Raw genomic sequence first — 12,260 nt, 5'->3', positions numbered from 1 at the left:
AGGGCGTTCGGCCGGGCGAGGGCGGCGTGGGTGGGTTCCGACTCAAAGAGATTTTTTGGGAAGGTCGGTTTGATCGGCGGGGCCTGTGGAAAGGCCTTCAGCGGCTTGATCATCGGCATGGCGTTGCCGATGCCGTCCGGGCGCGCGACTTAGCAGGGGGTGGACACCACTCCGCGCTTGCCCCCGCCGACGATGACCGGCTTGTCGCGCAGTTCGGGCCGATCGCGCTTCTCCACCGAGGCGTAGAAGGCGTCGCAGTCCATGTGGGCGATTGACAACTGGTCCAGTTCCGGATCGGCGACGATGCGACGGGAGCCGCACGACGGGCAGCGTCGGTCCGGCGGTCCGGCGGGGTCGGCGCCGGTCCACAGGCAGTCGCGGCAGACGGCCTTCATGGCCACGCTTAAGGTCTCCGTAACCTTGGCTTCACCCCAACTTAAGACTGGGCGCCCACTATTCCACCGCACGAGGCGCCCCGTTGTGAGGGGCCCCGCAGGTCAGGTGATGATGTCCAAGAAAGTCCTCATCGTCGAGGATAACGAGCTGAACATGAAGCTTTTTCATGATCTGCTCGATTCCCAGGGCTACGAGACCCTGCAGACCCGTGAGGGACTGCAGGCTCTGGCTCTCGCGCGCGCGCATCATCCGGACCTGATCCTGATGGATATTCAGCTGCCTGAAATCTCCGGTCTCGAAGTCACCAAATGGCTGAAGGACGACGAGGAGCTGAACCATATCCCGGTGATCGCCGTTACGGCCTTCGCCATGAAGGGCGACGAGGAACGCATCCGCCAGGGCGGGTGCGAGGCCTATATCTCCAAGCCGATCTCCGTCATGCATTTCCTCGAAACCATCCGGCAGCATCTGGGATGAGCGCGCGGATTCTGGTGGTCGACGACGTGGACGTGAACGTCCGTCTGCTCGAGGCCAAGCTCACCATCGAATACTACGACGTCCTGACCTGCAACGACGGGGCGACCGCGCTGGATCTGGCGACGGAGCATCAGCCGGACATGATCCTGCTGGATGTGATGATGCCCGGCATGGACGGGTTCGAGACCTGTCGGCGGCTGAAGGCGCGGGCGGAGACGCGGCACATACCGGTGGTGCTGGTGACGGCGCTGGACGGACGCGAGGATCGAATCCGAGGGCTTGAGGCGGGGGCCGACGACTTCCTGACCAAGCCGATCGACGACGTGGTCCTGTTCGCGCGCGTCAAGTCGCTGACGCGGCTGAAGCAGGTGATGGACGAACTGCGCGAGCGCGAGGAAAGCAGCCGGCGCATGGGCGTGGACGGCGAGGGGGCCGCGCGGTTGCGCAGCGAGGGCGGCCGGGTCCTGATCATCGACGACGATGCGAGCCAGGCCCAGACGATCGCCGCCGAACTGGGACGCGAGCACCGCGTCTCCATAGAGTCCGATCCGGAGGCCGCCTTGGCGACCGCCAAGGGGCCGCTGGACCTGATCATCGTCAATGTCTCCGCCGAAAGCTTCGACGGGCTGCGGGTCGTGGCCCTGGCCAAGTCGGGCGATGCGCGTCGCGCCCCAATCCTGGCCATTGTCGAGCCGAAGGAACGGCCGCGCATGGTCAAGGCGCTGGAACTGGGCGCCACCGACATCCTGCCGCGCCCGATCGATCCCGAGGAGCTTTCGGCGCGTGCGCGAACCCAGATTCGCCGCAAACGCTACACCGATTTCCTGCGTCAGAAACTGGACAGCAGCCTGGAGATGGCCGTCACCGACGCTCTGACCGGTCTGCATAACCGTCGCTACATGACCGGGCAGTTGCAGGCCCTGGTCGGGCGGGCCGCGCATGGGGGCGCGACGGTGGCGGTGCTGGTGCTGGACATCGACCACTTCAAATCCGTCAACGACGGCTTCGGTCATGACGCCGGCGACGAGGTTCTGGCCGAGTTCGCCGTGCGACTGGCCACCAATGTCCGCGCCGTGGACGTGCCGTGCCGGATGGGCGGCGAAGAATTCGTGGTGGTCATGCCGGGCGCCAGTCTGGAAGACGCGCGGATCGTTGCGGAACGGATTCGCCGGGACATCGCCTCCGCGCCCTTCCGGGTCATGGGCGGCAAGGAACTGCTGACCATCACCATCTCGATCGGGGTCGCCGCCACGACCGGCGCCGGCGATACGCCCGAAGCCCTGCTGAAACGCGCCGACGAAGGGGTGTACGAGGCCAAGGCGGGCGGCCGGAACAAGGTCATCGCCAAAGCGGCCTGACGTCGCTTGTCTCCGTTGTCAGACGATGTCGAGAAGAACGACAAGCAACTGAAAACGCCCGGCGGATGACCCGCCGGGCGTTTCATTTTCAGTCTCAGATCAAGGCGCCCTCGGATCGTGCGAGGGTCGCCGGGCCTTGAGCCCTTACTTGATCTTGCCTTCCTTGAAGTCGACGTGCTTGCGCACGACCGGGTCGTACTTCTTGACGACCATTTTTTCGGTCATGGTGCGGGCGTTCTTCTTGGTGACGTAGAAGAAGCCGGTGTCGGCCGTGGAGTTCAGGCGGATCTTGATGGAAGCCGGTTTGGCCATCGGAATTACCTCTGCGACGGCGAAAGCCGCTTAAAATAAGAGGCGCGGAACATACTCAGCCGCGCCCCAAAGTCAACGGGCGCGATGCCACGTTGATGCGACGCGGCGCACATATAATGTCGTCGCATGAAAATCGCATCCTTCATCGCCGCCCTGGCCGTTGTTTCCGCGCCTTTCGCAGGCGCGGCGTCCGCCTTTTCCACGCCAGAGCAGGACGCCTTCCTGGCGCGGCTCACCGCCCTGTGCGGCCAGAGATTCGAGGGACGGGTCGTCACGACCGATGCGGCCGACGCCAATTTCGCCAGCCAACGGCTGATCATGCATGTCCGCGACTGTTCGTCGGACGAGGTGCGTATTCCCTTCGCCGTGGGCGAGGATAGGTCGCGGACCTGGGTGGTTACGAAGACGGACACGGGCCTGCGGCTGAAACACGATCACCGGCACGAGGCCGGAACGACCGACGTCCTGCACTGGTACGGCGGGGATACGGCGGAGGCGGGCACGGCCGAGCGGCAGGCCTTCCCGGTGGACGCCGAGTCCATCGCCCTGTTCGACGCCAACGACGCGGCGGTCTCGACCACCAATGTCTGGGCGATGGAGGTCCATCCGGACCGGATGTTCGCCTATGAGTTGCGGCGTCCGAACCGGCATTTCCGCGTCGAGTTCGACCTGACGAAGCCGGTCGCCGAATAGGTCAGACGGCGCGCCAGGGCTGGAGCGGCCGCACGGTGGCGCAAGCCGGACCGCCGTCGCGGGCGCGGCCGGGCAGAACGGCTTCCAGCACGCGTCCGTCGCGCGCCAGGGCCAGAAGGTCGGCGGGTATGTCGTGGACGTCGATCTTGGCGCGACGGCTCCATTCGCCGTGCTGTCCCGCCGATGTGCCGATGGCGATATAGACGAAGCGTCGCGACGGTCCCTCGCGCCGCACGAAGGGGCCGGTCAGCCGCCCGCCGTCGGACAGGGTGACGGGGACGTCGAAACTGATCGGACCATCGTCAGCGATACGGGCATCGACCGGCGCGTTGGCCTTGTCCTGCAGGCTGTAGGCGACGCCTGGGACCGGATCGGCTGTGGTCAGGCGCAAGGTTATGGCGCTGGGCATGGTCAGTCCCTGTGATCGACGACGTGGCGGCCACGCACCATGCGGACGAAGGGCAGGGGGCGGTCAGGATTGGCGCGGTCCTGGGCCAGGCGCTCGGCCAGTTCACCCAGCACGAAGCGGGTGATGGCGGGCAGGTCCAGGGCGCGGGCGTCTTCCAGCGGGAGCCAGGCGATCTCGTCCAGTTCGCCGGACCCTGCGGTCGGCTCGGGCGTCAGCAGGGCCTCGGCCGACGCCATGAAGAAACGGGCGTCGAACCGGCGCGTCCGGCCGGGCGGTGTGACGGCGCGGGCGATGTAGGACAGGGCCGCCAGATCGGGCAGAGCGCCCGCCTGTCGATACTCGCGCCACGGCCCGGCTGTGTTGGCGGGCGGCGCGGGGCGGGCCAGGATCAAGCCGGTCTCCTCGAATGTCTCGCGCACCGCCGTCAGGGCCAGGGCGCGCGCGCGGCGGGCGGGAACCTCGGCCTCCAGCCTGCGGGCGACGTCGGAGGTCAGATCGCCCGTTGCGGCGGCGGTGAAATCCGCCCGGTCGATCCGCCCGCCGGGAAACACCCACTTCGACGCCATGAAGACATGCCCTGGCGCCCGTCTTCCCATCAGCACCTCGGGCCGCGACCCGCCCCGCGTCAGGATCAGGGTCGCCGCGTCCTTGGGCCGCTGGGCGCCGCCGATGCGCGGGGCGTCGGTCAGGTCCTGTGCGGCGTCGAAGGGGGTCACCTCCGCTTGCCCTTCCTGACGCCCTTCAGTCCGCCCGCCGGCTTGGAGCCGTTGCGAGGTTTGGGACCGCCCGGCCGGCCCTTTCCGCGCATCGGTGGGCCGTCGCCGCCCCGTCCTCGGATGCCGTAGCGCGGGGCGGGAGCATTGGGGTCGCGGGGTTCCGGCTCGCTGAGCATCTCGAACACCAGGCCGCCGGTGACGGGGGTGGCTTCCATCAGCTTGACCTCGACCTTGCGGCCCAGGGTGAACCGCTTGCCGGTGCGTTCGCCGACCAGGGCGTGGGCGCGGTCGTCGTGGGCGAAATATTCGCTGCCCAGGGTCGAGACGGGGACCAGGCCGTCGGCGCCCGTCTCGTCCAGGCGGATGAACAGGCCGAAGCGGGTGACGCCGGTGATCCGCCCGGTGAAGGTGGCCCCGACGCGGTCCTCCAGGAAGGCGGCGATATAGCGGTCCATGGCGTCGCGTTCGGCGGCCATCGACCGGCGCTCGGTCATGGTCACGCCCTCGGCTATGGCGGGCAGTTCGGCGATCTCGCGATCCGTCAGCCCGTCCTTGCCGAAGCCCAGCGCCCGGATCAGGCCGCGGTGGACGATCAGGTCGGAATAGCGCCGGATCGGCGAGGTGAAGTGGGCGTAGCGATCCAGGTTCAGGCCGAAGTGGCCGACGTTGTCGGGCGAATAGATGGCCTGCATCTGGGTGCGCAGAACCACTTCGTTGACCACATCGGCGTATTCGCCGTCGCGGGTCTCGTCCAGCAGCTTGTTGAACCGTTTGGTGGTGCCCGGCTCGCCCTTGTTCCACGGCTTGCCGATGGTCGAGAGGAAGTCGGCCAGGTTGAAGATCTTCTCCTGGCTGGGGGCGTCGTGGACGCGGTAGATCAGGGGCGTCTTCTTCTGCTCCAGGGTCTCGGCGGCGCAGACGTTGGCCTGGATCATCATCTCCTCGATCAGCCGGTGCGCCTCCAGCGACGCGCGCTTCTCGATTGAGGCGATGCCGCCGTCTGGAGCCATGCGGATGCGGCGCTCGGCCGATTCGATCTGCAGCGGACTGCGCTTCAGCCGGCCCTTCAGCATGGCGTGATAGGCGTTCCACAGCGGATAGAGGATGGCCTCCATGATCGGGCCGGTGGCGTCGTCCGGTTGCCCGTCGATGGCCGCCTGGGCCTGTTCGTAGGACAGTTTGGCGTGCGACCGCATCAGGCCGCGCACGAACTTGTGGCCGGTCTTTCGGCCGTCCTTGTCGAAGACCATCCGCACCGCCAGACAGGCGCGGTTCTCGCCCTCCTTCAGGCTGCACAGGCCGTTCGACAGCACCTCGGGCAGCATCGGCTCGACGCGGTCGGGGAAATAGGTCGAGTTGCCCTTGTCCCGCGCCTCGCGGTCCAGATGGGCTCCGGGCCGCACATAGGCGGCGACGTCGGCGATAGCGACCCAGACGATCCAGCCGTTCGGGTTCTTGGGATCCTCGTCGCGGGCGGCGTAGACGGCGTCGTCGTGGTCGCGCGCATCGGCGGGGTCGATGGTGATGAAGGGGACCTCGCGCAGGTCCTCTCGCCCCCTCAGCGTCGGCAGGGCCTGATCCTCGGCCTCACGCTCGACGGCCTCGGAGAAGCCGGTCGGGACGCCATGGGCGTAGATGGCGATCAGCGAGGCGGCGCGGGGGTCGTCCTCCTTGCCGATATGCTCCAGGATCTTGCCGCGCTTGGGACCGAACCTCTGCTCGCCCTTTTCGATGGCGGCCAGGACCAGGTCGCCGTCGCGCAAATCACCCGACTGGGCCTGGGGCACCAGCAGCACGTCCTTGGAGCGGCGGTCGACCGGCTCGACGCGGGTCTCGCGCGCCGACTTGCGGATCACGCCCAGGACGCGGTTCGTGCCGACGTCCAGCTTCTTGATCAGCCGGGCTTCCCAGCCGTCGCCGCCGCGCTGGAACTTGACCAGCAGGCGGTCGCCCGGGCCGGGGGCGGGGCCGGGCTTGCCCTTGTCGGGCATCAGTATGGCGCGGGGCGCGTCGGCGCTGGCCTCGACCAGACGGACGTAAAGTTCACCGTCGCCGTCGCGTTCGATCACGTCGGCGACGCCGACAGGGGGCAGGGCGCCGGCTTCGGAGAAGCCCTTGCGGCCGCGCTTGCCCAGTTTTCCTTCTTCTTCCAACTCGCGGATCATTTCGCGCAGGGCGCGGCGGTCGCCGCCCTTCAGGCCGAAGTGGCGCGCGATATCGGTCTTCTCGGCCGATCCGGCCTCGCGCAGGAAGGCGAGGAGGGTGTCTTTGTCGGGAAGGCCGGCGGGCGGCCTTTTGGATGAATTGGTCATTGCGTCTTTCGTAGCGCGGAACCGCGCCCTTGGGTCAAATCTTGCGTGAGTTGACCATGTGAATGTGAGGCCTCAGCCTCTCTGCGTCCTGAACCGGAGTCTTCGATGTCCCTGAACGCCCCCGCCCTGAGCGCGACCGTGAAGTCGCCGCTGGATCTGATCGGCAAGACGCCGATGGTGGAGGTGACGAAGATCGACACCGGCAAGTGCCGGCTGCTGCTGAAACTGGAGTCCCAGAACCCCGGCGGTTCGATCAAGGATCGGATCGCGGTCGAGATGCTGGATGCGGCTGAGAAGGAAGGCTGGTTGAAGGAAGGGGGCACGATCGTCGAGGCGACGGCGGGCAATACGGGCCTGGCCCTGACTCTGGTCGGGCGGGCGCGTGGATATAAGGTGCTGCTGGTCATCCCGGACAAGATGTCGAAGGAAAAGATCCAGCATCTGCGGGCCATGGGCGCCGATGTTCGCCTGACCCGTTCGGACGTGCCGCACGGGCATCCGGAATATTACACCGACATGGCCGAGCGCCTGTCGCAGGCCATTCCCGGCGCCTATTACGTCAACCAGTTCGCCAACCAGTCGAACGCCGACGCCCATGTGAAGACGACGGGACCGGAGATCTGGGAGCAGACGGGCGGCGACATGGACGCCTTCGTCGCCGGCATCGGCTCGGGCGGCACCATCACCGGCGTGGCGCGCTATCTGAAGAGCGTCGGCTCCAAGGCTCAGATCGTCCTGGCCGATCCGGTCGGATCGACCCTGGCCGGCATCGTCAATGAGGGCGTGCCGGGGCCGGACGGCAGCTATACGGTCGAGGGCATCGGTCAGAACTTCGTGCCCGACACAGCGGACATGAGCCTGATCGACAAGGCCTATTCGATCCCCGACGCCGAGGCGATCGCCACGGCGCGCGAACTTCTGCTGAAGGAAGGCATTCTGGCGGGGTCGTCCTCGGGGACGCTGATCGCCACGGCCCTGCGCTGGTGCCGTGAGCAGACGGAGGCCAAGACCTGCGTCACCTTCGTCTGCGACACCGGGGCCAAGTATCTGTCAAAGGTCTACAACGACGCCTGGCTGGCGGATCAGGGTCTGGGCGAGCGCGAGCTGCACGGCGACCTGTCGGACCTGATCAACCGCAAATACGAGAAGGGCGACGTGGTCGTCGCCGGCCCGGGCGACACCCTGGACACGGCCTTCAAGCGGATGAAGGGCGCCGACGTGTCCCAATTGCCGATCATTGAAGACGGCCGCCTGGTCGGCATTTTGGACGAGAGCGACCTGATCCAGGTGATGAACACCGACGAGATCACCCGCAAGGAGCGGTTCGCCAAGCCGGTGGCCTCGGCCATGACGCGCGACTTGGACACGCTTCAGGTCAAGGAGCCGCTGGACGCCCTGATCCCCGTCTTCGACCGCGACCGGGTGGCCATCGTGCTGGACGGCGAGCGGTTCGTGGGTCTGATCACCCGCACCGACCTGATCAACCACCTCAGCCTGAACCGGTAATCCCATGGCCGACACAAAAAACAGCCAGGGTTTCTCGACCCGCGCCATCCATGCCGGGCAGCATCCCGACCCGACCACGGGCGCTGTGATGACGCCGATCTACGCCACCTCGACCTACGCCCAGGAAAGCCCGGGCGTGAACAAGGGTTACGAGTATGCGCGGGGCAAGAACCCGACGCGCGAGGCGTTCGAGGCCTGTATCGCGGACCTGGAGGGCGGGACGCACGGGTTCGGCTTCGGCTCGGGCATGGCGGCGACCTCGACGGCGCTGGAGCTGCTGGACGCGGGCGACCATATCGTCACCGGCGACGACCTGTACGGCGGCTCGTGGCGGCTGTTCGAGCGGGTGCGTCGGCGGACCATGGGGCTGGACTTCGCCTATGTGGACCTGAGCGACATCGCCGCGGTCGAGGCCGCGATCACGCCCAAGACCAGGATGCTGTGGGTCGAGACCCCGACCAATCCCTTGATGAAGCTGGCCGACATCGCCGCCCTGTCGAAGGTGGCCAAGGCGCACGGCCTGCTGCTGATCGTGGACAACACCTTCGCCACCCCCTTCTGCCAGCAGCCGCTGAGCCTGGGGGCGGATGTGGTCATGCACTCGGCGACCAAATACCTGAACGGCCATTCGGACATCATCGGCGGGGTGCTGGTGACGGCCGATCCCGACCTGGCGACGCGGATCAAGTTCCTGCAGAACTCGGTCGGCGGGATCATGGGGCCGTTCGACGCCTTCCTGGCCAACCGGGGGCTGAAGACCCTGGCGCTGCGGATGAAGGCGCACTGCGAGAACGCCCTGACCGTGGCCCGTTGGCTGGAGACCCGGAAGGGCGTGGCCAAGGTCATCTATCCCGGCCTGATCGCCCATCCGCAGCACGAACTGGCCGCGCGCCAGATGCACGGGGGCTTCGGCGGCATGGTGACGGTGGTGCTGGAAGGCGACCTTGAGCGGACCAAGCGGGTGCTGGAACGGGTGCAGGTCTTTACGCTGGCGGAGTCGCTGGGCGGGGTCGAGAGCCTGGTGAACCACCCGGCGATCATGACCCACGCCAGCGTGCCCAAGGACATCCGCGAGAAGGGCGGCGTCACCGACAGCCTGATCCGGCTGTCGGTCGGGGTCGAGAACGTCGAGGACCTGATCGCGGATCTGGATCAGGCCCTGGGCTGATCTCAGCTGGAGGGAAGGGCGGTCTGGTGGCCGGTGACGGGGGGCAGCTTCTTCTTGGGGGCGGCGCGCTTGACCGGGGCCTTGGCGGCCTTGGGCAGGGCGGCGCGGCGCGCGACTTCGGCGTCGATGACCGGCAGGATGTCGCTGGCGGCCATGACCTGGGTCGAGGCGCCGTGTTCGACCAGACGGGCGGCGTTGGCGCGCAGGGTCACCAGATCGGCGTCGGTCATCGAGGGGATCATGTCGGCGAGCGGGGTCATGCGGGCGTCCTGTACGGAATAGGCGTCAGGGCCGGCGCGCGAGGCGCCAGCCCTTCAGCTGATTGAAGGCGATCTCGACCACGACCGGATCGCCCAGCCCGGAGACGCCCTGAGGCGAACCGAGCGTGGGCAGGACCGTTACGACGTGGCCGTTGTCCAGGCGGACCTTGCGGCCGCCCAGAGGCAGGAGCTTGGTCACCTCGCCGTCGAAGGCGATGGTGTTCCGAAGCGTGTCCTACTCAGCCGCCGTAAGGCGACCGGCGGATTCCTTGCCGGAGCGCGAGTCGCGCTCGATCTCGTAGGAGATCTTCTGGCCTTCGTTCAGCGAACCAACGCTCGAGGTTTCGACGGCCGAGGCGTGGACGAAGACGTCCTTGCCGCCGTCATCGGGAGCGATAAAGCCGTAGCCTTTGGTGGGGTTGTACCATTTAACAGTGCCGGTAGCCATTTGGAGACCTCCGTCTGGCGTTGACCGCAGGGAGGGATCCCTGGTCGGCCTGTCGGGTCTGAATGGGATCGGCGTTTGGACCTCGGTGCGTGATGCAAAGGGAGCAGCGGCGTTACGCAGAGAGATCGACCCTCCCCATATGGGCGGCCTTGGCCCGGGGCGCAAGGGCAGGGCGTCAGAAGGCGTAGGCGAGCCGGGCGACGACGGCGTCCTCGTACTGCTCGTCCAACGCGGCGGCGTCGGTGTCGTAGTAGCGCAGGTCGAGGGCGAGGGCGTCGGTCAGGGCGTAGGTCACGCCCGCGTTCCAGCCCGTGTAGTCGGGGCCGCCGTCCTGTTCGCGTCGGCCGATGGCGGCCGAGCCGTCGAGGCGGGGCGAGAAGGTCCAGCCCAGTTCGGCCTCGACCCAGACGTAGGAACGGGTCGCGCCGGGGGCGTCGGGGGCGTACTGGACCAGCAGGGCCGCCTGGGCGGGACCGACGGCGCGGCTGACCTCGGCGCTCAGCTCCAGGCCGTCGGCGTCATAGCCGGGATCGACGTCGAGGCGGCGCTTGTAGGCGAGGTTGAGGTCGAAGGCGTAGCCGAAGGCCTCGGGCCGGTAGCCGATGATCCAGTCGGTCTCGATGTTCGAGCCGCCCGCCTGGATGGTCTGGAAGCCGGGGGAGACATAGATCCGGCCGTCGTCGCTCTCCCAGGCGGCGTAGGCGGAGACATAGGCGTCGTTGCCCGACTTGGAGGCGGCCTTGGAGCGGTTGTCCGTCCCCGCCTCGACCTCGAAGCCCCAGACGCCGCGGCCGGGAGACGTCTGGGCCTGGGCGGGAACAACGGCGGTCAGGACCAGCAGGGAACCCAGCAGGGCGGAGGGAACGAGCGAGGGGATTCGGATCATGCGGGCTCCAACGCGCGGGATGCGCGAAGGAGCCTTACAGGTTTGCGGTCCTGGCTGAAAACTGTTCCGTGGCCTGAGCGAACTCTTGTCGCAGGCGGCCGACCAGTTCGGCGGTCGGCAGGACGTCGTGGATGGCGCCCGCGCCCTGACCGGCGGACCAGACCGTCTTCCAGGCCTTGGCCTCGTCGCCCATGTCCAGCTTGTGCTCGGGCAGGTGTTTGGGGTCGATCCCGTTCTCGATCAGCGACTTGGACATGAAGTTGGCCGGGATGCCGGACACGGCCGGGGTGTGGACGATGTCGGTCGAGCCGCTGTCGATGATCATCTGCTTGTAGGCGTCGGCCGCCATGGCCTCGGTCGTGTTGATGAACCGGGTGCCCATATAGGCGAAGTCGGCGCCCAGCATCAGGGCCGCCGCCACGTCCTGACCGGTCGAAATCGCGCCGGACAGGATGATGGTCCCGTCGAAGAAGCTGCGCACCTCGTTGACCAGGGCGAAGGGGTTGATGATCCCGGCGTGGCCGCCCGCGCCGTTGGCGACCAGGATCAGGCCGTCGACGCCCGCCTCGGCCGCCTTGCGCGCATGGCGGATGTTGGCGATGTCGTGGAAGACCACGCCGCCGTAGCCGTGGACCGCATCCACCACGTCGCGCACGGCGCCCAGCGAGGTGATGATCAGCGGCACCTTCTCCTCGACCGACACCGTCATGTCGGCCATCAGCCGGGGGTTGGTCGGGTGGACGATGTGGTTGACGCCGAAGGCGGCGGCCCCGGGCTTCAGCCGGCCCTTGATCTCGTGAATCCAGTCGCGATAGCCCTCGGCCGTGCGCTGGTTCAGCGACGGGAAGGTGCCGATGATCCCGGCGTTGCAGGCCTCGACCACCAGATCCGGGCCGGAGACCAGGAACATGGGCGCCGAGATGATCGGCAGGGTCAGGCCTTTTTGAAGCGAAGCGGGAATGGCCACGGGCGTCTCCTGGGTTTCGTTTCGCTACGCTTAGCGGGCTGTCGCGGGGGAAGGCAATCGAGGAGAATTCGGGCGACGGGATTTCAGACTCGCCGACGAAAAAACAGAGTCTGAATCGTATGAATCGTCTGAAATCGGCGGCGAAGCTGGACGGTGAAAACACAGTCCAATGAGTCTAATGAGTCCAGTTTCGGCCCTCCCATCCGATGGAGGTGATTATAGCCGGGTTTCAAGGCGTGGTGGGCCGAGGGTCGTTTCGGGGCATCAGGGCGTTGAATGGGTTAGGGAAAATCTGCGGAATTAGGGGCGCTGAACGCCGCAAGCCTCGTGCGCGGCGCGCCCCCTCCACCAC

Annotated in this window: 14 protein-coding genes and 1 pseudogene; 5 read left to right on the top strand and 10 right to left on the bottom strand. The window is 67.1% G+C overall.

Annotated features, from left to right (window positions below; all coding sequences use genetic code 11):
* Positions 1-395: pseudogene (locus tag ER13_RS18000) on the bottom strand (DNA polymerase IV); the annotation flags it as partial.
* Positions 396-507: 112 nt separating this feature from the next.
* Here ER13_RS18000 and ER13_RS12455 point away from each other — a divergent pair.
* Positions 508-873: a response regulator gene (locus ER13_RS12455; RefSeq protein WP_164952723.1), complete on the top strand. Its 366-nt coding sequence runs from the start codon at positions 508-510 to the stop codon at positions 871-873.
* A complete protein-coding gene (locus ER13_RS12450) occupies positions 870-2,231 on the top strand; it encodes a PleD family two-component system response regulator (RefSeq protein WP_035309686.1) in 1,362 nt (453 codons plus the stop codon). The genes ER13_RS12455 and ER13_RS12450 overlap by 4 nt, the downstream gene beginning before the upstream one ends.
* Positions 2,232-2,375: 144 nt before the next feature.
* Here the strand turns inward: ER13_RS12450 and rpmG are convergent, their stop codons facing one another.
* Complete coding sequence (rpmG, locus tag ER13_RS12445) at positions 2,376-2,543, bottom strand: 50S ribosomal protein L33 (protein WP_008262536.1); 168 nt, start codon at positions 2,541-2,543, stop codon at positions 2,376-2,378.
* Positions 2,544-2,669: 126 nt separating this feature from the next.
* Here rpmG and ER13_RS12440 point away from each other — a divergent pair, with 126 nt between their 5' ends.
* Positions 2,670-3,236, top strand: a complete 567-nt coding sequence (locus ER13_RS12440) for a hypothetical protein (RefSeq protein ID WP_035309684.1) — start codon at positions 2,670-2,672, stop codon at positions 3,234-3,236.
* Between the two features lies 1 nt (position 3,237).
* Here ER13_RS12440 and ER13_RS12435 read toward each other — a convergent pair whose 3' ends face one another.
* The 3 genes from ER13_RS12435 to rnr are packed head-to-tail and all read right to left on the bottom strand — an operon-like array spanning position 3,238 to position 6,673.
* Positions 3,238-3,645, bottom strand: coding sequence for a DUF5990 family protein (locus tag ER13_RS12435; protein WP_035309682.1), 408 nt, complete (start codon positions 3,643-3,645; stop codon positions 3,238-3,240).
* 2 nt (positions 3,646-3,647) lie between these two features.
* Entirely contained in the window at positions 3,648-4,361 is a 714-nt protein-coding gene (locus ER13_RS12430; RefSeq protein WP_035309680.1) for an NUDIX domain-containing protein, read from the bottom strand.
* Complete coding sequence (rnr, locus tag ER13_RS12425) at positions 4,358-6,673, bottom strand: ribonuclease R (RefSeq protein ID WP_035309678.1); 2,316 nt, start codon at positions 6,671-6,673, stop codon at positions 4,358-4,360. Before rnr ends, ER13_RS12430 begins: the two co-directional genes overlap by 4 nt.
* Before the next feature lie 105 nt (positions 6,674-6,778).
* Here rnr and ER13_RS12420 point away from each other — a divergent pair, with 105 nt between their 5' ends.
* Complete coding sequence (locus ER13_RS12420) at positions 6,779-8,179, top strand: cystathionine beta-synthase (RefSeq protein WP_052005073.1); 1,401 nt, start codon at positions 6,779-6,781, stop codon at positions 8,177-8,179.
* Between the two features lie 4 nt (positions 8,180-8,183).
* Positions 8,184-9,347, top strand: coding sequence for a cystathionine gamma-synthase (locus ER13_RS12415; protein ID WP_008262149.1), 1,164 nt, complete (start codon positions 8,184-8,186; stop codon positions 9,345-9,347).
* A gap of 2 nt (positions 9,348-9,349) precedes the next feature.
* On the opposite strand, the gene ER13_RS12410 is transcribed toward ER13_RS12415, so the two are convergent.
* The 5 genes from ER13_RS12410 to ER13_RS12395 form a co-directional block, all read right to left on the bottom strand.
* Positions 9,350-9,607: a hypothetical protein gene (locus ER13_RS12410; RefSeq protein ID WP_008260096.1), complete on the bottom strand. Its 258-nt coding sequence runs from the start codon at positions 9,605-9,607 to the stop codon at positions 9,350-9,352.
* A gap of 25 nt (positions 9,608-9,632) precedes the next feature.
* Positions 9,633-9,806 (bottom strand): hypothetical protein, encoded by a 174-nt coding sequence (locus ER13_RS18475; protein ID WP_155988153.1) that lies wholly within the window; start codon positions 9,804-9,806, stop codon positions 9,633-9,635.
* A 36-nt stretch (positions 9,807-9,842) separates the two neighbouring features.
* Positions 9,843-10,055, bottom strand: coding sequence for a cold-shock protein (locus ER13_RS12405; RefSeq protein WP_008260450.1), 213 nt, complete (start codon positions 10,053-10,055; stop codon positions 9,843-9,845).
* A gap of 175 nt (positions 10,056-10,230) precedes the next feature.
* The gene (locus ER13_RS12400) at positions 10,231-10,941 is read right to left on the bottom strand and encodes a TorF family putative porin (RefSeq protein WP_035309676.1); all 711 of its coding nucleotides are present in this window, start codon (positions 10,939-10,941) and stop codon (positions 10,231-10,233) included.
* A gap of 34 nt (positions 10,942-10,975) precedes the next feature.
* Positions 10,976-11,908 carry a nitronate monooxygenase family protein gene (locus ER13_RS12395; protein WP_035309673.1) on the bottom strand — a complete coding sequence of 311 codons (933 nt, stop codon included), beginning with the start codon at positions 11,906-11,908 and terminating at the stop codon, positions 10,976-10,978.
* Positions 11,909-12,260: the final 352 nt, after the last annotated feature.

Source organism: Brevundimonas sp. EAKA, from assembly GCF_000698025.1.
Taxonomy (GTDB): domain Bacteria; phylum Pseudomonadota; class Alphaproteobacteria; order Caulobacterales; family Caulobacteraceae; genus Brevundimonas; species Brevundimonas mediterranea_A.
Note: the sequence above shows the minus strand (reverse complement) of the source record. Positions and strands in the feature narration are given on the sequence as shown.

Excerpts from the sequence above, each read along its gene's own strand:
- ER13_RS12455 (WP_164952723.1), top strand. The coding sequence starts at position 508 with ATGTCCAAGAAAGTCCTCATCGTCGAGGATAACGAGCTGAACATGAAG.
- ER13_RS12450 (WP_035309686.1), top strand. The coding sequence starts at position 870 with ATGAGCGCGCGGATTCTGGTGGTCGACGACGTGGACGTGAACGTCCGT.
- rpmG (WP_008262536.1), bottom strand. The coding sequence starts at position 2,543 with ATGGCCAAACCGGCTTCCATCAAGATCCGCCTGAACTCCACGGCCGAC.
- ER13_RS12440 (WP_035309684.1), top strand. The coding sequence starts at position 2,670 with ATGAAAATCGCATCCTTCATCGCCGCCCTGGCCGTTGTTTCCGCGCCT.
- ER13_RS12435 (WP_035309682.1), bottom strand. The coding sequence starts at position 3,645 with ATGCCCAGCGCCATAACCTTGCGCCTGACCACAGCCGATCCGGTCCCA.
- rnr (WP_035309678.1), bottom strand. The coding sequence starts at position 6,673 with ATGACCAATTCATCCAAAAGGCCGCCCGCCGGCCTTCCCGACAAAGAC.
- ER13_RS12420 (WP_052005073.1), top strand. The coding sequence starts at position 6,779 with ATGTCCCTGAACGCCCCCGCCCTGAGCGCGACCGTGAAGTCGCCGCTG.
- ER13_RS12415 (WP_008262149.1), top strand. The coding sequence starts at position 8,184 with ATGGCCGACACAAAAAACAGCCAGGGTTTCTCGACCCGCGCCATCCAT.
- ER13_RS12410 (WP_008260096.1), bottom strand. The coding sequence starts at position 9,607 with ATGACCCCGCTCGCCGACATGATCCCCTCGATGACCGACGCCGATCTG.
- ER13_RS12405 (WP_008260450.1), bottom strand. The coding sequence starts at position 10,055 with ATGGCTACCGGCACTGTTAAATGGTACAACCCCACCAAAGGCTACGGC.
- ER13_RS12400 (WP_035309676.1), bottom strand. The coding sequence starts at position 10,941 with ATGATCCGAATCCCCTCGCTCGTTCCCTCCGCCCTGCTGGGTTCCCTG.